Here is an 18,788-nt window from a genome sequence, read left to right as displayed (position 1 = left end):
CCGGCGCGGCTGCCGCTCCTGCGGGGGTTTCGTGCAGTCAGCCGGCTTAGACCGACATCGGGTTCGGCTTGCTGGGGTCGAGGTTGTACTTCTTGATGGCTTCGGCCACCTTGTCGCGGCCGATCGCGCCTTCGTCGGCCAGCGCCTTCAGTGCGGCCAGCGCCACCCAGTGGCGGTCCACCTCGAAGAAGTGGCGCAGCTTCTCGCGGGTATCCGAGCGGCCGAAGCCGTCGGTGCCCAGCACCACGTAGCGGCGCGGCACGAACGAACGGATCTGCTCGGCGAACGCGCGGACGTAGTCGGTCGAGGCGATCACCGGGCCGCGCACGCCCTTGAGCTTCTGCGCGACGAACGACTCGCGCGGCGTCTCGGTCGGGTGCAGCAGGTTGAAGCGCTCGGCGTCGTGGCCTTCGCGGGCCAGCTCGGTGAAGCTCGGGCAGCTCCACAGGTCCGACTCCACGCCCCAGTCCTTCTTGAGCAGCTCGGCCGCGGCGATGACCTCGCGGAAGATCGTGCCCGAGCCCAGCAGCTGCACGCGCGGCGCGTTGCTGTTCTCCACGCCCTTGCGGAACTGGTACATGCCCTTGACGATGTCGCGCTCCACGCCAGCCGGCATTTCCGGATGCTCGTAGTTCTCGTTCATCACCGTCAGGTAGTAATAGACGTCTTCCTGCTCCACGTACATGCGGCGCATGCCGTCCTGCATCACCACCGCCAGCTCGTACTGGAAGGTCGGGTCGTAGGAGATGCAGTTCGGAATGGCGGCGTGGAACACGTGCGAGTGGCCGTCTTCGTGCTGCAGGCCTTCGCCGTTGAGCGTGGTGCGGCCCGAGGTGCCGCCCAGCAGGAAGCCGCGCGAGCGCATGTCGCCCGCGGCCCAGCACAGGTCGCCGATGCGCTGGATGCCGAACATCGAGTAGTAGATGTAGAACGGGATCATCTGCACGCCGTGCGTCGAGTACGACGTGGCGGCGGCGATCCAGTCGCACATGGCGCCGGCTTCGTTGATGCCTTCCTGCAGCACCTGGCCAGTCTGCGATTCCTTGTAGAACATCAGCTGGTCATGGTCCTGCGGCACGTACTTCTGGCCTTCCTGGTTCCAGATGCCGACCTGGCGGAACAGGCCTTCCATGCCGAAGGTGCGCGACTCGTCCGGCACGATGGGCACCACGTGCTTGCCGATTTGCTTGTCCTTGAGCAGCGTGTTCAGGATGCGCACGAAGGCCATCGTGGTGGACACTTCGCGGCCTTCGCCGGTGGCCTTGAGCAGCGCGTCGAACGCGGACAGCTCGGGGATCGGCAGCGGCGCGGCCTTGAGGCGGCGGGCCGGCAGGTAGCCGCCCAGCTCCATGCGGCGCGCGCGCATGTATTCGAGTTCCTTCGAGCCTTCCTCGAAGGTGAGGTACGGCACTTCCTCGATCTTGTCGTCGGCGACCGGGATGTTGAACTGGTCGCGGAACGTGCGGATGGCCTCCACCGGCATCTTCTTCTGCTGGTGGGCCACGTTCATGGCCTGGCCGGCATCGCCCATGCCATAGCCCTTGATGGTCTTGGCCAGGATCAGCGTGGGCTGGCCCTTGTGCTCGCTGGCGGCCTTGTAGGCGGCGTAGATCTTGTGCGGATCGTGGCCGCCGCGGTTCAGGCGCCAGATGTCGTCGTCGGACCAGTCGGCCACCATCGCCTTGAGTTCCGGCGTGTTGAAGAAGAACTCGCGCACGTAGGCGCCGTCCTTGGCCTTGAAGGTCTGGTATTCGCCGTCCACGCATTCCATCATGCGCTTCATCAGCAGGCCCTTGGTGTCGCGCGCCAGCAGCGAATCCCAGCGGCTGCCCCACACCACCTTGATGACGTTCCAGCCGGAACCGCGGAATTCGGACTCCAGTTCCTGGATGATCTTGCCGTTGCCGCGCACCGGGCCGTCCAGGCGCTGCAGGTTGCAGTTGATGACGAAGACCAGGTTGTCGAGCTTCTCGCGCCCGGCCATGCCGATCGCGCCGAGCGACTCCGGCTCGTCGGTCTCGCCGTCGCCGAGGAAGGCCCAGACCTTGCGGTCGCCGGCCTTGGCCAGGCCGCGGCTGTCCAGGTACTTCATGAAGCGGGCCTGGTAGATGGCCATGATCGGGCCCAGGCCCATCGACACGGTCGGGAACTGCCAGAAGTCCGGCATCAGCCACGGGTGCGGGTAGGACGAGATGCCCTTGCCGTCCACTTCCTGGCGGAAGTTGTCGAGCTGCTCGGTGGTCAGGCGGCCGAGCAGGAAGGCGCGCGAATACACGCCCGGAGCCGAGTGGCCCTGCACGAACACGAGATCGCCGCCGTGGTTCTCGGACGGAGCGTGCCAGAAGTGGTTGTAGCCGACGTCATACAGCGTGGCCGCCGAGGCGAACGACGAGATGTGGCCGCCGACGTTGGTGTGCTTGTTGGCGCGCAGCACCATCGCCATCGCGTTCCAGCGCGTGTACGAGCGGATGCGGTGCTCGACGTCCTGGTCGCCGGGGATGTGGGCCTGCTGCTCGACCGGGATGGTGTTGATGTACTGCGTCTCGGCGTGGAACGGCTGGGTGACGCCGTTCACGCGCGCGTATTCGATCTGCTTGTCGATCAGGAAGGCGGCGCGTTCGGTGCCTTCGGCGGCCAGCACGCCCTGCAGGGCGGCAAGCCATTCGTGGGTTTCCTGGGGATCGGCGTCGTTGGCGCTGCTGGCGCCGAGAATCTGCTCTGGTACAGCTGACATGACTGTCTCCTGGTGAATGCATGCCGCGGCGCTCCCGGATTGGTGTCGTGGGAACCCCGTCCTGACGGTGTCGCTACGGTACGGCGCGGGCCCTGCGAAAACCCTGCCAGGCACTGTCGCCTGCAGCAGGCGCAGCCCCGCCGTCCGTGCTTTTCGGTCGCACCGATTCTATGGAAGCAGATAGGGCAAGACAAGCCAAATTTTCAAATTGCGATATTGTTTCTCATAATGCGGAATATTGCGGCGGCGCATCACGGGCGGCGCGAAGCCTTGCGGGCAGGGGCTTCGCGGCGGTACCCTCGTCGGCAGGAATGACGCAGTGCCGCATTGGCGCTTACCCCAAGCGACGCGGCACGGCAATCCCGCTACACTGGCTCGTCAGTCGTCAATCCCGCCATGCCTTCCCTCATCGATTTTCTGTCCCGCCTGCGCACCGCCATCGTGCCGCCCTCCGCTTCCGGCACCGCCCAGGCGGCCAGCGGCGACTCCGCCGCGGCCGCGCCGCCCGGCCCGCTCACGCCGCTCGCACCGCTGCCGCCGCTGCCGCCGCTCGAATCGCTCGGCCACGCCGACGAGCCGGCCGCCGTGAGCGGCCCGCCGCGCGGCCTGTGGTGGCTGCGCTGGCGCAACCTGGTGGCGACCAGCTGGTTCATGTTCATCCCGCTGGTGGCGATCGTGCTGTTCACGGCGGCGATGGGCGTGATCCTGTGGTCGCTGCACGAGACCGAGCGCCAGCAGCAGCGCGACGCGCTCTACCGCGACGCGGCCTGGGCCCAGCAGCGCGTGCGCCTGTCCCTGCTGAGCAACCAGGACCAGATGGCCTCGCTGGCGCGCGACATCGCCGCCGCGCAGCTCGACCAGGGCGCCTACCGCACCGCGGCCCAGGAAATCCTGCGCGAGAACCCCGAGATCGTCTTCGTCAACTGGCTCGACGCCACCCACCGCGGGCGCTGGTCGCTGCCCTCCACCTCCGAGTTCGCCAACCGGCTGCGCGAGACCCAGGACCAGCCGCTCGAGCCCGAGGTGCTCGACACCTTCGACGCCGCGCGCGAGACCCAGCGCGTGGTGTACTCGCGCCCGCTGGTCAACGACCGCGGCGACAGCTTCATGCTGATGGAAGTGCCGATCGTGCGCGACAACGAGTTCCTCGGCACGCTCGGCGCGCTCTACTCGATCAACGGCATCCTCACCCACCTGCTGCCGCCCGAGCTGACCGAGCGCTACCGCTTCTCGCTGATCGACAAGAACAACCAGATCCGCGCCAGCACCTCGCTGCGGCCGGTGCCGGGCAACGCGTTGTCCTACGAGGTGCTGCTCGACCCGCCCGGGCATTCGCTGTCGCTGCGCGCCGACGCCTACCCGCCCGCCTCCAACCTGCCCAACAACATGCTGCTGTGGCTGGTGGTGGGGCTGTCGTGCTTCCTGCTGTGGAGCCTGTGGAGCATGTGGCGCCATACCAGCCGCCGCTCCGAGGCGCAGCGCGCGCTGCTGGCCGAGACCTCGTTCCGCCGGGCGATGGAAAACTCCATGCTGATCGGGCTGCGCGCGCTCGACCTGAACGGCCGCATTACCTACGTCAACCCGGCGTTCTGCCGCATGACCGGCTGGCAGGACACCGAGCTGGTCGGGCGCATGCCGCCCTTCCCCTACTGGCCGCCCAACGACCAGCAGGAAATGCAGAAGCAGATCGACCTCACGCTGCAGGGCAAGTCGCCGGCCAGCGGCTACGAGATGCGCGTGATGCGCCGCGACGGCAGCAGCTTCCACGCGCGCATGTACGTGTCGCCGCTGGTGGACAGCCGCGGCCGCCATACCGGCTGGATGAGCTCGATGACGGACATCACCGAGCCCAAGCGCGCGCGCGAGGAGCTGGCCGCCGCGCACGACCGCTTCACCACCGTGCTGGAAAGCCTGGACGCGGCCGTGTCGGTGCTGGCCACGGACAAGGCCGAGCTGTTGTTCGCCAACCGCTACTACCGCCAGTTGTTCGGCTGGGAGGCCGAGGGCCACCTCAAGCTGGCCGGCGGCGAGGTCGACAAGGAACAGGTGTCGAGCGACGCCACCGACTACATCGACGCCTACGCCGGGCTGCCGGCGTCGGAGCTGATGCCGTACTCGTCGGACGCGCGCGAGGTCTTCGTGCCCGACATGCAGAAGTGGTTCGAGGTGCGCCGCCGCTATATCCAGTGGGTGGACGGCCACCTGGCGCAGATGCAGATCGCCACCGACATCACGGTGCGCAAGGCGGCCGAAGAAATGACGCGCCAGCACGAGGAGCGCCTGCAGTTCACCAGCCGCCTGACCACGATGGGCGAGATGGCCTCGTCGCTGGCGCACGAGCTCAACCAGCCGCTGGCCGCCATCAACAACTACTGCATGGGCGCGGTGGCGCGGCTCAATTCCGGACGCAGCAACGCCGAGGACCTGATCCCGATCCTGGAAAAGACCTCGGCGCAGGCGGTGCGCGCCGGCACCATCATCAGCCGCATCCGCGGCTTCGTGAAGCGCAGCCAGCCGCAGCGGCGCGAGGCCGCGCTGCACGACATCGTGGCCGATGCGGTGGGCCTGGCCGACCTGGAAGCCACGCGCCGCCGCGTGACCATCCTGACCCGCCTGCCGGCGCCGCCGCTGCTGCTGTACGTGGACCCGGTGCTGATCGAGCAGGTGCTGGTCAACCTGCTCAAGAACGCGGTGGAAGCGATGGCCGGCCTGCCCGCCATGCGCTCGACCGGCGTGGTGCGCCTGCACGCGCGCGTGGAGCCCGGCGAGTTCGGCCAGATCGTGCGCATCGACGTGATCGACCAGGGCCCGGGCGTGGACGAGGCCACCAAGGAGCGGCTGTTCGAGCCGTTCTTCAGCACCAAGTCGGACGGCATGGGCATGGGCCTGAACATCTGCCGCTCCATCATCGAGTCCCACCAGGGACGGCTGTGGGTGGAGAACAATGCCGACGGCATCGGCTGCACCTTCAAGATCATGCTGCCGCTGCTGCCGGCGCTGGCTGAACAGTAGCGCCGCGGTGGCGCCCCGGCAACGCGGCAGTCCGGGCGCCCGCGCCGGGCGCCGGCCCCTGTTGCTAGCCGCCCGGGCCGGTTACACTTGGCGGCAAATGACTTCGATGTCCCAGGAGACTTCATGAACGTGACGCCAAACCCCACCTCCCACCGCGGCGAAACCGTCTTCATCGTCGACGACGACGAAGCCATGCGCGACTCGCTGACCTGGCTGCTGGAGGGCAATGGCTACCAGGTTCGCAGCTTTACCAGCGCCGAACAGTTTCTCTCCGCCTACGACGCCGGCCAGGTCTCGTGCCTGATCCTGGACGTGCGCATGCCGGGCATGAGCGGGCCGGAGCTGCAGGAGCGCATGATCGCGGAGAACATCAACATCCCGATCGTCTTCATCACCGGCCACGGCGACGTGCCGATGGCGGTGTCCACCATGAAGAAAGGCGCGATCGACTTCATCGAGAAACCGTTCGACGAGTCCGAGCTGCGCTCGCTGGTGGAGCGCATGCTGCAGAAGGCGCGCACCGACCACTCCGCCGCGCGCGAGCAGCGCGCCGCCAAGGACCTGCTGGGCAAGCTCACCACGCGCGAGCAGCAGGTGCTCGAGCGCATCGTGGCCGGCCGCCTGAACAAGCAGATCGCCGACGACCTGGGCATTTCCATCAAGACCGTGGAGGCGCACCGCGCCAACATCATGGAAAAGCTCAACGTCAACACCGTGGCCGACCTGCTGCGCCTGGCGCTGTCGAAAAACGCCTGAGCCCCGCCCGCGGTCCCGCAACGGGGCCGCCGCAACCCGCCGCCGGATCACCGGCGGCCGCCCCGCCTTCTTATCCCTTCAGATATTCCTCGTCGCGGAAGGTCACGACCCATTGCGGCTTGTAGACCACGAACACCGCCACCAGCATGCCGGTGAGGAATGCCTCGCCGAACGCCAGGATCAGCACCGCGGTGAGCGTGTCGGGCAGCGTCAGCACGCCGCCGCGCGCGCCGTAGCTGTGCCACACGGCGCGCGCCGCGCCGGCGCCCAGCGCCGCCAGCCCGGCGGCGAAATAGCCGTGGCCGAGGATGAAGACGAACGGATGGCGCGGCAGCAACCGGCGCATGGCGCCCTGCAGCGCCGCCGACAGCAGCGCCGGCAGCAGGCCCATCCACACATAGCGCGGCCACAGCGCCGCCCAGTCGACGCCGCTCCAGCTCGCGCCGGCCAGGTAGCCCAGGCCGAGCAGCGACACCAGGTCCACCACGAACAGCGACAGCAGCGCCAGCGGCAGCCCGAACAGCGTCACCATCAGCGTGGCACCGAACAACTGGAACACCAGCCCGCCCGGCAGCGCCACGCGCGCCGTCCACAGCAGCGTCACGAACAGCAGCGCGCCCAGCCAGCCGTGCTGGAGGTCGCCGCGCCGCAGCAGGTGCCAGGGCCGGCGCCACAGCGCCCAGGCCAGCCCGGCCAGCCCGCACGCCGCCAGCCAGGCCTGCGCGGCCGGGCCGTCCGGCGCCATCAGGCGGGCCAGCGCCTCGCTCAGTGAATCGATCGGTACATGCATGGGCAGATGCTACCAGCGCCCCCGCCGAGTTCGCCCCGGGTTGCGTCAACCTTTATAATTCCGCTTTGTTCCCTGTTTCCCCACCTTCCCCCTCCCATCCCCATGCCAGCCCAACTGATCGACGGCAACGCCCTTGCCAAGCAACTCCGCACGGAAGCCGCCCAGCGCGCCGCCCGCCTCACCGAGCGCGGCCACCGCCCGGGCCTGGCCGTGATCCTGGTCGGCGAGGACCCGGCCAGCCAGGTCTACGTGCGCAACAAGGTGAAGGCCTGCGACGACAACGGCTTCCACTCCTCGCTGGACCGCTATCCGGCCGACCTGAGCGAAGCCGACCTGCTGGCCCGCATCGACGCCCTGAACCGCGACCCGAACATCCACGGCATCCTGGTGCAGTTGCCGCTGCCCAAGCATATCGACAGCCACAAAGTGCTCGAGGCGATCGCTCCTGAAAAGGACGTGGACGGCTTCCACGTGGCCAATGCCGGCGCCCTGATGACCGGCGCGCCGCTGTTCCGCCCGTGCACGCCCTACGGCTGCATGAAGATGCTCGAATCGGTGCAGTTCCCGCTGCGCGGCGCGCGCGCCGTGGTGGTGGGCGCCTCCAACATCGTCGGCAAGCCGATGGCGATGCTGCTGCTGCAGGCCGGCGCCACCGTCACCATCTGCAACAGCAAGACGCGCGACCTGGCCGCGCACACCCGCGAGGCCGACGTGATCGTGGCCGCCGTGGGGCGCCGCAACATCATCACGGCCGACATGGTCAAGCCCGGCGCGGCCGTGATCGACGTGGGCATGAACCGCGACGACAACGGCAAGCTGTGCGGCGACGTGGACTTCAACGGCGTCAGGGAAGTGGCCGGCTATATCACGCCGGTGCCCGGCGGCGTCGGCCCGATGACCATCACCATGTTGCTCATCAACACGCTGGAAGCCGCCGAGCGCGCCGCCGGCTGAACGCCGCACGCGCCGCCGCGGTACTGGAAAAACCCCGCCCCGCCCCAATGTGCGGGGTATTGCCTTTATGGGCCCCGCCAAGAGAGACGTCATGGACCAAGCCGCCACCGCCAACGCCGCCAATCCGCTGCTGGACTTTACCGACCTGCCCCGTTTCTCCGAGATCCGCCCCGAACACATCGGGCCGGCGCTGGACACGCTGCTGGCCACCGCGCAGGCCGCGGTCGAGCGCGCCGAGGACCCCGCCACCCCGGCCACCTGGGCCAGCGCCGTGGAAGCGCTCGAAACCGCCACCGAGCCGCTCGGGCGCGCCTGGGGCGTGGTCGGCCACCTGAGCGCGGTGGCGGATACGCCGGCGTTGCGCCAGGCGCACGCCGACAACCTGCCGCGCATGACCGAGTTCTGGTCCTCGCTGGGCCAGAGCCTGGCGCTGTACGATAAGTACAAGGCGATCGCCGCCAGCCCCGAGTTCGCCGCCATGAGCGCGGCGCGGCGCCAGTTGATGGAGAACGAGCTGCGCGGCTTCCGCCTGGGCGGCGCCGAGCTGCCGGAAGACAAGAAGCCGCGCTTCGCCGCCATCCAGGAACAGCAGGCGCAGTTGTCCAAGGCGTTCTCGGATCACGTGCTCGACGCCACCAACGCCTACGCGCTGGTGATCGAGGACGAAAGCCGCCTGTCCGGCATTCCCGCCGACGCGCTGGAAGCCGCGCGCGCCGCCGCCGAGAAGGACGGCAAGGCCGGCTGGAAGTTCACGCTGCACTTTCCGTCCTACTTCCCGGTGCTGCAGTACGCCGACGACCGCGCGCTGCGCCAGACCATGTACCAGGCCAGCGTGACCCGCGCGTCCGAGCTGGCCGGGCAATACGGCCAGGGCAAGGCCGAATGGGACAACACCGACAACATGCGCGAGCAGCTGGCGCTGCGCCAGGAAGAGGCGCACCTGCTCGGCTACGCCTCTTACGGCGAGGTCTCGCTGGTGCCCAAGATGGCGGAGTCGCCGGCCGAGGTGCTGCGCTTCCTCGACGAGCTGGCCGCGCGCGCGCGCCCGTTCGCCGAGAAGGACTGGGACGAGCTCAAGGCCTTCGCCGCCGGCGAGCTGGGCCTGGCGGAGCTGGCGCCGTGGGACGTGGCCTACGCCTCGGAAAAGCTGCGCGAGCAGCGCTACGCCTTCTCCGAGCAGGAGGTCAAGCAATACTTCCCCGAGCCGCAGGTGCTCAAGGGCCTGTTCGGCGTGGTCGAGAAGCTGTTCTCGGTGCGCATCGAGGCCGACCAGGCCCAGACCTGGCACCAGGACGTGCGCTTTTTCCGCGTGGTCTCGCCCGAAGGCAACCTGCTGGCGCAGTTCTACATCGACCTGTACGCCCGCGAAGGCAAGCGCGGCGGCGCCTGGATGGACGACGCGCGCGGCCGCAAGCTGCTCGGCGACGGCCGCGTGCAGACGCCGGTGGCCTACCTGACCTGCAATTTCTCGGCGCCGGTCGGCGGCAAACCCGCGCTGTTCACCCATGACGAAGTCATCACGCTGTTCCACGAATTCGGCCACGGCCTGCACCACATGCTCACCCAGGTGGGCGAGCTGGGCGTGTCCGGCATCAACGGCGTGGAATGGGACGCGGTGGAGCTGCCCTCGCAGTTCATGGAGAACTTCTGCTGGGAATACGAGGTGCTGACCGGCATGACCGCGCACGCCGACACCGGCGAGCCGCTGCCGCGCGCGCTGTTCGAGCGCATGCTGGCCGCCAGGAACTTCCAGAACGGCATGATGACGCTGCGCCAGATCGTGTTCTCGTCGTTCGACATGCACCTGCACACCGACTTCGACCCCGCCGGCGAGAAGTCCGTGCTGGCGCTGTCGCGCGAGATCAACGACCACGCCCACGTGGTGCCGCAGCACCCGCTGTCGCGCTGGCCGAACACCTTCAGCCACATCTTCGCGGGCGGCTACGCGGCCGGCTACTACAGCTACAAGTGGGCCGAGGTGCTGTCCGCCGACGTGTACGCGGCCTTCGAGGAAGCCGCCGGGCTGTCGGGCTCCGTGCTCGACGCCGAGACCGGCGCGCGCTACCGCCGCGAGATCCTCTCGGTCGGCGGCAGCCGCCCGGCGATGGAGTCGTTCACGGCGTTCCGCGGCCGCGCGCCGCAGATCGATGCGCTGCTGCGCCACGGCGGCATGGCCGTGGCGTGATCCCGGCGCATGGCGCGGCCCCGGCATCCGGCCGGAGCCGCGCCGGCGCCCGGGAGACGACTCGAAAAGCGACCCGGAAAGCAGCCCAGGAAGCGCCCCGAAGCGACCCGCGCGGCGCACGCGCGCGCCAGTCCGGCGCGCCGGTCCGAATTGGCTAGACAAGCCCGGTCAAGTAAGATGCGGGCCATGAGCTACCTCCCTCCCGCCGCCGCCTACGCGCACATCAAGAACTACCTCAAGGAAGGCCTAAGCGCGGGCCGCTGGCCGCCGGGCACGCTGATGCCGTCGGAATCCGAGCTCGTGACCCAGTTCGGCGTCAGCCGCATGACCGCCAACCGCGCGGTGCGGGAGCTGCAGGCCGAGGGACTGGTCGAGCGCGTGCAGGGCGTGGGCACCTTCGCCAGCCAGCCCTACCGCGCCTCGTCCACGCTGACCATCCGCGACCTCCACGACGAGATCACCGAGCGCGGCCACAAGCACCGCTCCGACGTGCACCTGGCGAGGGCCGAGACGGTCAGCGAGGCGCTCGCCCCGCGCATCGGCCTGCCGGTCGGCAGCCAGGTCTTCCACACGCTCATCGTCCACAGCGAGAACGGCGTGCCGCTGCTGTGCGAAGACCGCTACGTCAATCCCGCGCGCGCGCCGGACTACCTCGGCGTGGACTTCACCCGGACCACGCCCACCAACTACCTGCTGGCCGTGGCGCCGCTGTGGGAGGCCCAGTACTCCATCGAAGCGCAGCTGCCCACCGCGGAAGAGGCGCGGCTGCTCGGCATCAAGGCCAGCGAGCCGTGCCTGATCGTGGTCCGCCGCACCGAAAGCCAGGGCTCGCCGATCACGCTGGCGCGCCTGGTGCATCCCGGCTCGCGCTACACCATCGAGGGCTCGTTCAAGCCCTGACGGCACCGGCTTGCGTCACATCAATGCCGGCGCGCCCGCGCGTCCTATGCTGTAACGGATTACATCCACCCCGACACAGCGGCCGTCGCCGGCGCGGGCCAGCCCCGCCGAGGCGATTGCCCGGGAGCGCCTCCATTGTCTTCATCGCCATCGACCCCAGCCGCCGGCACGCCTTCCGGCGCAACCGGCGCCACTCCCTGGCATGCCCGCGAATGCCATGAGGTGGCACGCGAATACGCGGTCGATCCGGCGCGCGGGCTGGACAGCGAACAGGCGGCGCAACGCGCGCGCGAGCACGGGCCGAACGCATTGCAGGCGGCGCCGCGCCGCAGCGTGCTCGCCCTGGCGGCGGCCCAGCTGGCCGACCCGATGGTGGTGATACTGGTCATCGCGGCCATCGCCTCCGCGATCCTCGGCGACAAGCTGGACGCCCTGGTCATCCTGGCCATCGTGCTGATGACGACCGCGCTCGGGCTGAGCCAGACCTGGCGCGCCGACCGGGCCCTGGCGCAATTGCAGCAACTGGCGGCGGCGCAGGCCACCGTGCTGCGCGGCGGCCACCCGCATGCCATTCCGGCGCACGAGCTGGTTCCGGGCGACGTGGTCCTGCTCGAGGCGGGCAACCAGGTTCCCGCGGACCTGCGCCTGGTGGAGGTGGCGCAATTGATGGCTGACGAATCGGCGCTGACCGGCGAGTCGGCCACCGTCGCCAAGCACGCGGAGGCCATCGCCGCGCCGGCCGCCACGCTCGGCGACCGCCACAACATGGCCTACCTCGGCACCTCGGTCACGCAGGGCCACGGCCGCGGCATCGTGGTCGCCACCGGCACCGGCACCGAGCTCGGCAAGCTGGCGCGGCACCTCGCGCCCGCGCGGCCGGACACCCCACTGCAGAAGCGGCTGGCCGCGTTCAGCTGGCGGCTCTCGGTGGCCATCCTGCTGCTGTGCGTGGCGGTATTCTGGCTGGGCCTGCTGCGCGGCGAGCCGCCCGTGTTGATGCTGCTCACGGCGATCAGCCTCGGCGTGGCCGCGATCCCGGAGGCGCTGCCGGCCGTCGTCGCCATCATCCTCGCGCTCGGCGCCAGGAAAATGGCCACCCGCAAGGCGCTGGTGCGCAAGCTGTCCTCGGTCGAGACCCTGGGATCGGTGACGGTGATCTGCACCGACAAGACCGGGACGCTGACGCAGAACCGCATGCGGCTGGAACGCCTGCTCGCCGACGCCCGGCCGTGGCTGCCGGGCGAGGCGCTGGCCACCCCCTGCCAGCGCCAGTTGCTGGTCGCCGCCGCGCTGTGCAACGACGCGCGCCCCGATCCCGACGCCGGCACCGACATCAGCACCACCTGGATTGGCGACCCGACCGAGACCGCCCTGGCGGATGCCGCGTCCGCCGCCGGCATCGACAAGCTGGCGCTGGAGGCGCGGCTGCCGCGCGTGCAGGAGCAGCCCTTCGACGCGGCGCGCAAGCGCATGACCACCTTCCATCGCCAGGCCGCCGGCTACATCGCCTTCACCAAGGGCGCGCCGGAGTCGGTGATACCGTGCTGCACCTCGCGCCAGACCGCGGACGGCACGCTGCCGATGGCGCCGCGAGCCGCACTGCATGACGCGCTGCATGACGCGCAGGCCCTGGCCGCGCAGGGCCTGCGGGTGCTGGCCCTGGCCATGCGCGAGCACGATGCCTTGCCCGCCCCCGATGCCGTGGCCGGCGCCGAGTCGTCGCTGACCTTTCTCGGCCTGGTGGCGCTGTTCGATCCGCCGCGCCCGGAAGCGGCGGCCGCGGTGCGCGACTGCGTCACCGCCGGCATCATGCCGGTGATGATCACCGGCGACCATCCCGAGACCGCGCTGGCCATCGCCCGCATGCTCGGCATCCTCGGCGAGCACGGCGGCGAGGTCCTCACCGGCGCCGCCCTGGCGCAGCTCGACCGCGCGGCGCTGCTGGCCGCCGTCGCCCACGTCCGGGTCTACGCGCGGGTCGATCCCGAGCAGAAGCTGCGCATCGTCGAAGCGCTGCAGGACCTTGGCCACTTCGTCGCCATGACCGGCGACGGCATCAACGACGCGCCCGCGCTCAAGCGCGCCGACATCGGCGTGGCGATGGGCAGGCAGGGCACCGACATCGCCCGGGAAGCCGCCAGCCTGGTGCTGCTCGACGACAACTTCGCCACCGTGGTGGCCGCCGTGCGCGAGGGGCGCCGCATCTACGACAACATCCGCAAGTTCGTCCGCTATGCGATGACGGGCAACTCGGGCGAGCTCTGGGTCATCACCCTGGCGCCGCTGTTCCTGCTGCCCATCCCGCTGCTGCCGGCGCAGATCCTGTGGATCAACCTCGTCACCGACGGCTTGCCGGGCCTGGCGCTCGCCGCCGAGCCCGCCGAGGCGGACGTCATGCGCCGGCCGCCCCGCCATCCGCGCGAGAGCCTCTTCGCGCACGGCATGTGGCAGCACATCCTCGGGATCGGCCTGCTGATCGGCCTGGTCTCGCTGGGCGTCCAGGCATGGGCCCTCGGCCAGGACCGCGACGGCTGGCAGACGATGGTGTTCACCACGCTGACGCTGGCGCAGATGGCGCACGTGATGGCGATCCGCTCGGAGCACGTCCCGCTGTGGCGGCTGCCGCTGGCCACCAACCTGCCGCTGCTCGGCGCGGTCCTGCTCACCCTGTGCCTGCAGCTCGCGGTAATCTATCTGCCGGTGTTCCAGGCGCTGCTCCACACCCGGCCGCTGGATGCGCTGGAACTGGCGGTGTCGGTCGGCGCGGCGGCCATCGTGGCGGTCGCCGTGGAGGCCGGCAAGGCCAGGCGCAATGCCCGCGCGGCGCGGGCCGCCCAGGCCGGCGGGACCGCGGCGCCGGCGCACTGACTGCCGGGGAAAATGGCAAGGCTGGGGTTGCCCTTGAGAAAGCTAATCCAATGGATTAGAATGGGCCATGAACGACGCCCTGCGCGGCATTGCCGAACTGCCCACGTACAGCCGGTTGGCCGACAAGCTCCTGAGCGCGGAAGAACGCCAGGACCTGATCGACTACCTCGCCGGGCATCCCAGGGCCGGGGACATCATGGAAGGCACCGGCGGCGTGCGCAAACTGCGCTGGCGCCGTGGCGGCCAGGGCAAGAGCGGTGGCGTGCGGGTCATCTACTACTACCATGACGACCGCATGCCGCTGTACCTGCTGACGCTCTTCGCCAAGGGTGACAAGGCCAACCTGACCAAGGCCGAGCGCAACGAACTGGCCGGCCTGGTCGATGTGCTGACAGGCATCTGGAAGGAAAGGACACCATCATGAGCACGGCATTCGAAAGCATCAAGCAGGGCCTGCAAGAGGCCATCTCCCACGCCAAGGGCGACGAGCACGGCGTGCGCGTGCACCGCCCCCGCGCCATCGACGTGAAGGCCGTGCGCGCCAAGGTGGGCATGACCCAGGAACAGTTCGCCGCGCGCTTCGGCTTTTCCACGGCAACCCTGCGGCACTGGGAGCGTGGCGACCGCACGCCGCGCGGCCCGGCGCTGGTGCTGCTCAACGTGATCGAGCGCAACCCGCAGGCTGTCATCGAGGCTCTGGCCTGACGGCGGAGCAACATCAAATGAAAAGAGTTTCCCCTATCCCATGAGAATCGCCACCTGGAACGTCAACTCGCTCAAGGTCCGGCTGCCGCAGGTGCTGGACTGGCTGAACGAGCAGGAAAAAGCCGACACGCCCATCGACGCCCTGTGCCTGCAGGAGCTGAAGATGCCGGACGACAAATACCCGCTGGCCGAGCTGGAAAGCGCCGGCTTCCACAGCGTGTTCACCGGCCAGAAGACCTACAACGGCGTGGCGATCCTGGCGCGCGGCGCGACCATGCCGGCGCCCGCCGACGTGGTGCGCAACATCCCCGGCTTCGAGGACACCCAGCAGCGCGTGGTGGCGGCCACCTATGGCGACGTGCGCCTGGTGTGCGCCTATTTCCCCAACGGCCAGGCGCCCGACTCCGACAAATTCGTCTACAAGCTCGACTGGCTGCGCGCCATGACGGCGTGGCTGCGCGGCGAGCTGGCGAAGTACCCGAAGCTGGCGCTGCTGGGCGACTTCAATATCGCGCCCGAGGACCGCGACGTGCACGATCCGGCCAAGTGGGAAGGCCAGAACCTGGTGTCGCCGCAGGAGCGGGAGGCGTTCCGCGCGCTGGAGGCGCTGGGCCTGGCCGATGCGTTCCGCCTGTTCGAGCAGCCGGAGAAGAGCTTCTCGTGGTGGGACTACCGCATGTTCGCCTTCCGCCGCAATGCCGGCCTGCGCATCGACCATATCCTGCTGTCGCCGGCGCTGCGCGAGGCCTGCCGCGGCTGCGTGATCGACCGCGTGCCGCGCACCTGGGAGCAGCCGTCCGACCACACGCCGGTGGTGGCCACGCTGGATTGAGCCCGCGCGGCGCGGCGCGGAACCGGCCCGCGCGGCCGGCGCCATCGGTATCGCCACCGGCTCGCGCGATGGCCTCCGCGCGGCTACACTGGCGGGCATGAAACCGGCTACCTTCCGCCACCGCAACCTGCCCCACCTGCTGCTGCAGGCCCGCGAAACGCTCATGGCCGGCTTCCGGCCGATCCTGCGCCAGCACGGCCTGACCGAGCAGCAATGGCGCGTGGTGCGCACACTCAACGAGCAGGGCGAGATGGAGCCGAACCAGCTCGCCGACGCCTGCCTCATCCTCAGCCCCAGCCTGACCCGGATGCTGTCCAGCATGGAGGAGGCGGGCCTGATCCTGCGCTCGCGCTGCGCCACCGACCAGCGCCGCCAGCAGATCTCGCTGACGGACAAGTGCCGCGCCATGATCGCCGCGATGGAGCCGCTGATCGAGCGGCGCTACGCGGAGCTGGAGCGCATGATCGGCGCCGAGCGGCTCGGCAAGGTCTACGGCGCGCTCGACGAACTGCTGGAGAGCTTCGACGCGAAGGACCCGCGCGCATGAGCGCGGCCGGCCCCGGCGCGATGCTGGCGCGCCTGCTGCCGGCGTGGCGCCACCGGGTCGGCGCCGCCTCGCTGCGCGCCGACCTGGTGGCCGGCCTGCTCGGCGCGGTGCTGGTGCTGCCGCAGGGCGTGGCCTTCGCCACGCTGGCCGGGCTGCCGCCCCAGTACGGCATCTACGCGGCGGTCATCCCCTGCATCGTGGCCGCGCTGTTCGGCTCGAGCTGGCACGTGATGTCGGGGCCGACCAACGCCAACTCGCTGGCGCTGTTCGCCATGTTGAGCCCGGTGGCCTTCGCCGGCAGCCCGGCCTACATCAACCTCGCGCTGGCCGTGACCATCATGGTCGGCGTGCTGCAGCTGGCGGTGGGCACGCTGCGGCTGGGCTCGCTGGCCAACTTCATCTCGCCCTCGGTGCTGCTCGGCTTCACCTGCGGCGCGGCGACGCTGATCGGGCTCTACGCGCTCAAGGACCTGTTCGGGCTGGCCGTGCCCACCGGCACCAGCGCCTTCGGCGTGGTGCGCTTCCTGCTGGACAACGCCGCCGCCATCAACTGGAGCGCGTTTACCGTGGCGGTGGTCACGCTGGCCGTCACGCTCGCCGTGAAGCGCGTCTGGCGCCGCCTGCCGTTCATGCTGCTGGGCCTGCTGGCCGGCTACGGCACGGCCCTGCTGCTCAACGCGCCGGGCTGGAGCCGGGGCGCGCGCCACGTCAACGTGGTCGGGCCGATTCCCTCGGCAATCCCGCCCTTCCATCTGCCGGACATTGCCTAGCAGGCCGTGCCCGACCTGCTGGGCATCGCCGCGGCGCTGACCATCGTGGCGCTGGGCCAGTCGATCTCGATCGCCAAGGCGGTGGCGCTGCGCTCGGGCCAGCATATCGACGCCAACCGCGAGTTCATCGGCCAGGGCCTGTCGAACATCGCAGGCGGCCTGTTCTCGGCCTACATCTCGTGCGGCTCGCTGAACCGCTCGATGCCCAACTACGAGGCCGGCGCGCAGACTCCGCTGGCCGGCGTGTTCTCGGCGCTGCTGCTGGTCGTGCTGGTGACGGCCAGCGCGCCGCTGCTGGCGCAGATTCCGCTGGCGGCGATTGCCGCGATGCTGCTGCTGGTGGCGTGGGGCCTGTTCGACTTCGCGCGGCTGCGGCGCATCGCCAGCCTGAGCCGCGCCGAGTTCGCCATCGCCATCAGCACGTTCGCCGCCACGCTCGCCATCCGCCTGGAGATGGCGGTCCTGCTCGGCACCATCCTGTCGCTGGTGGCCTATCTCTACCGCACCTCGCGCCCGGCCGTGCGCAGCCTGGTGCCGGACGCGGACGACCCCGAGCGCCGCTTCACCCCGCTCGACGAACTGCGCCGGCCGCAGCCGGAATGCCCGCAACTGAAGCTGCTGCGCATGGAAGGCGCGATCTACTTCGGCGCCGTGCAGTACGTCACCGACCGGCTGCACCACGCGCGCACGGCGCACCCCGGGCAGATCCACCTGCTGGCCATGACCAAGAGCATGAACTTCATCGACCTGGCCGGCGCCGAGATGTGGGAGAGCGAACTGACCGAGCGGCGCGCGGCCGGCGGCGATCTCTATTTCCACCGGCCGCGCACGCAGGTATTGCAGACCTGGGAGCAGACCGGCTTCACCGCCAAGCTGGGCGAGGACCACATCTTCCCGACCAAGCGGCAGGCCCTGCACACCATCATCGCCCGGCTCGACCCGGCGGTGTGCCGCGCCTGCCGCGCGCGCATCTTCGAGGAATGCGCCAGCCGCCCCGGCGCCGCCGTGCAGCCGGCATGAAGCGCGCGCATGCGGCATTGCCACGGCACGCGGCACGGCATGCGGCACGATGGCGGCTAGTAGCGACGGGGAGTGAAACGAAAAGAGAAACGCCGGAGAATCCGGCGCCAGGCAACTGCTGGCGAATCGCCGGCAGCCGCAAACACATGAAGCGGGCGCCCGGGATCGGACCGATGACCGGCCCGGACTGAAACCCGTTTCAGAGCGGCGCCACGTGGGCGCGCTTGACTACCACCGGCTGTGCGGCGCCCTGCTCGATCAGCACCACGGCGGCGCGCTCGATGGTCTCGCGCCCGGCGCGGAAAGCTTCTTCGAGCGACAGCACCTGGTCGGCGCTGAAGCCTTCCCACAGCGCCTCGCGCGTCACCACGCAGGTGACGGGTTGGCCGTCGACGACGGCGTGGAACAGCAAGCCTTCATTGTTGATATCGTAACGCTCTTGCTCTTGGAACTTGATATCCATCGGTACAGCCCTCCATTGCAAGTGAAAAAACATCCTAACATGGGTCGGCCCGACTCGTCCGCAAAGGCCTACGCTTCGTTCGCCTCCGGACGTGACCGCCGCAGGCGCGGGCAAGTTCCCGCCGCGTGCGCCGGCTTCATGCGTGATCGCCGCGCAAGCGCCGCCAACGCGGAACGAAGAAAAAGCACTAAACGTTTGACAAACTCAAAAACGATGATAGAATCTCTTTCTTCGTTGGGGCGTTAGCTCAGT

General features: G+C 69.4%; 13 protein-coding genes and 1 pseudogene. 11 read left to right on the top strand and 3 right to left on the bottom strand.

The window, feature by feature from the left end; genetic code table 11:
- Window positions 1-46: 46 nt before the first annotated feature.
- Window positions 47-2,734, bottom strand: coding sequence for a pyruvate dehydrogenase (acetyl-transferring), homodimeric type (aceE, locus tag K206_RS0104285; RefSeq protein WP_020201177.1), 2,688 nt, complete (start codon window positions 2,732-2,734; stop codon window positions 47-49).
- Window positions 2,735-3,130: 396 nt separating this feature from the next.
- Here aceE and K206_RS0104280 point away from each other — a divergent pair, with 396 nt between their 5' ends.
- Together K206_RS0104280 and K206_RS0104275 are read left to right on the top strand one after the other, a co-directional pair.
- The gene (locus K206_RS0104280; RefSeq protein ID WP_020201176.1) at window positions 3,131-5,746 is read left to right on the top strand and encodes a PAS domain S-box protein; all 2,616 of its coding nucleotides are present in this window, start codon (window positions 3,131-3,133) and stop codon (window positions 5,744-5,746) included.
- A 123-nt stretch (window positions 5,747-5,869) separates the two neighbouring features.
- The gene (locus tag K206_RS0104275; protein ID WP_020201175.1) at window positions 5,870-6,502 is read left to right on the top strand and encodes a response regulator transcription factor; all 633 of its coding nucleotides are present in this window, start codon (window positions 5,870-5,872) and stop codon (window positions 6,500-6,502) included.
- 70 nt (window positions 6,503-6,572) lie between these two features.
- Here K206_RS0104275 and K206_RS0104270 read toward each other — a convergent pair whose 3' ends face one another.
- Entirely contained in the window at window positions 6,573-7,247 is a 675-nt protein-coding gene (locus K206_RS0104270; RefSeq protein WP_043365431.1) for an energy-coupling factor ABC transporter permease, read from the bottom strand.
- Window positions 7,248-7,394: 147 nt separating this feature from the next.
- Here K206_RS0104270 and folD point away from each other — a divergent pair, with 147 nt between their 5' ends.
- The 9 genes and pseudogenes from folD to K206_RS37485 all read left to right on the top strand — a co-directional run bounded on the left by folD (window position 7,395) and on the right by K206_RS37485 (window position 18,073).
- Window positions 7,395-8,246 (top strand): bifunctional methylenetetrahydrofolate dehydrogenase/methenyltetrahydrofolate cyclohydrolase FolD, encoded by an 852-nt coding sequence (gene folD, locus K206_RS0104265; protein ID WP_020201173.1) that lies wholly within the window; start codon window positions 7,395-7,397, stop codon window positions 8,244-8,246.
- Window positions 8,247-8,337: 91 nt separating this feature from the next.
- Window positions 8,338-10,431 (top strand): M3 family metallopeptidase, encoded by a 2,094-nt coding sequence (locus K206_RS0104260; protein WP_020201172.1) that lies wholly within the window; start codon window positions 8,338-8,340, stop codon window positions 10,429-10,431.
- Window positions 10,432-10,617: 186 nt separating this feature from the next.
- Complete coding sequence (gene hutC / locus K206_RS0104255) at window positions 10,618-11,331, top strand: histidine utilization repressor (protein ID WP_020201171.1); 714 nt, start codon at window positions 10,618-10,620, stop codon at window positions 11,329-11,331.
- A 135-nt stretch (window positions 11,332-11,466) separates the two neighbouring features.
- Window positions 11,467-14,199 carry a cation-translocating P-type ATPase gene (locus K206_RS0104250; RefSeq protein WP_081651313.1) on the top strand — a complete coding sequence of 911 codons (2,733 nt, stop codon included), beginning with the start codon at window positions 11,467-11,469 and terminating at the stop codon, window positions 14,197-14,199.
- Window positions 14,200-14,266: 67 nt separating this feature from the next.
- The gene (locus K206_RS44230) at window positions 14,267-14,623 is read left to right on the top strand and encodes a type II toxin-antitoxin system RelE/ParE family toxin (RefSeq protein WP_020201169.1); all 357 of its coding nucleotides are present in this window, start codon (window positions 14,267-14,269) and stop codon (window positions 14,621-14,623) included.
- A complete protein-coding gene (locus K206_RS0104240; RefSeq protein WP_020201168.1) occupies window positions 14,620-14,904 on the top strand; it encodes a DNA-binding transcriptional regulator in 285 nt (94 codons plus the stop codon). The genes K206_RS44230 and K206_RS0104240 overlap by 4 nt, the downstream gene beginning before the upstream one ends.
- Before the next feature lie 40 nt (window positions 14,905-14,944).
- Entirely contained in the window at window positions 14,945-15,736 is a 792-nt protein-coding gene (gene xth / locus K206_RS0104235; protein WP_020201167.1) for an exodeoxyribonuclease III, read from the top strand.
- 97 nt (window positions 15,737-15,833) lie between these two features.
- On the top strand, window positions 15,834-16,283 hold the full coding sequence (gene hpaR, locus K206_RS0104230; protein ID WP_020201166.1) for a homoprotocatechuate degradation operon regulator HpaR: 450 nt from the start codon (window positions 15,834-15,836) through the stop codon (window positions 16,281-16,283).
- A pseudogene (locus K206_RS37485) lies at window positions 16,280-18,073 on the top strand (SulP family inorganic anion transporter). Before hpaR ends, K206_RS37485 begins: the two are co-directional and overlap by 4 nt.
- A 199-nt stretch (window positions 18,074-18,272) precedes the next feature.
- Here K206_RS37485 and K206_RS0104220 read toward each other — a convergent pair.
- Window positions 18,273-18,536 (bottom strand): DUF1488 domain-containing protein, encoded by a 264-nt coding sequence (locus K206_RS0104220; RefSeq protein ID WP_006159541.1) that lies wholly within the window; start codon window positions 18,534-18,536, stop codon window positions 18,273-18,275.
- Window positions 18,537-18,788 lie beyond the last annotated feature (252 nt).

It is taken from the genome of Cupriavidus sp. WS, from assembly GCF_000395345.1.
Lineage (GTDB): Bacteria > Pseudomonadota > Gammaproteobacteria > Burkholderiales > Burkholderiaceae > Cupriavidus > Cupriavidus basilensis_B.
This window is presented reverse-complemented; position numbering and strand designations above follow the sequence as displayed.

Coding starts and splice junctions, on each gene's coding strand:
- K206_RS0104280 (WP_020201176.1), top strand. CDS start 3,131: ATGCCTTCCCTCATCGATTTTCTGTCCCGCCTGCGCACCGCCATCGTG.
- hutC (WP_020201171.1), top strand. CDS start 10,618: ATGAGCTACCTCCCTCCCGCCGCCGCCTACGCGCACATCAAGAACTAC.
- K206_RS0104275 (WP_020201175.1), top strand. CDS start 5,870: ATGAACGTGACGCCAAACCCCACCTCCCACCGCGGCGAAACCGTCTTC.
- hpaR (WP_020201166.1), top strand. CDS start 15,834: ATGAAACCGGCTACCTTCCGCCACCGCAACCTGCCCCACCTGCTGCTG.
- folD (WP_020201173.1), top strand. CDS start 7,395: ATGCCAGCCCAACTGATCGACGGCAACGCCCTTGCCAAGCAACTCCGC.
- K206_RS44230 (WP_020201169.1), top strand. CDS start 14,267: ATGAACGACGCCCTGCGCGGCATTGCCGAACTGCCCACGTACAGCCGG.
- aceE (WP_020201177.1), bottom strand. CDS start 2,734: ATGTCAGCTGTACCAGAGCAGATTCTCGGCGCCAGCAGCGCCAACGAC.
- K206_RS0104260 (WP_020201172.1), top strand. CDS start 8,338: ATGGACCAAGCCGCCACCGCCAACGCCGCCAATCCGCTGCTGGACTTT.
- K206_RS0104240 (WP_020201168.1), top strand. CDS start 14,620: ATGAGCACGGCATTCGAAAGCATCAAGCAGGGCCTGCAAGAGGCCATC.
- xth (WP_020201167.1), top strand. CDS start 14,945: ATGAGAATCGCCACCTGGAACGTCAACTCGCTCAAGGTCCGGCTGCCG.
- K206_RS0104220 (WP_006159541.1), bottom strand. CDS start 18,536: ATGGATATCAAGTTCCAAGAGCAAGAGCGTTACGATATCAACAATGAA.
- K206_RS0104270 (WP_043365431.1), bottom strand. CDS start 7,247: ATGGCGCCGGACGGCCCGGCCGCGCAGGCCTGGCTGGCGGCGTGCGGG.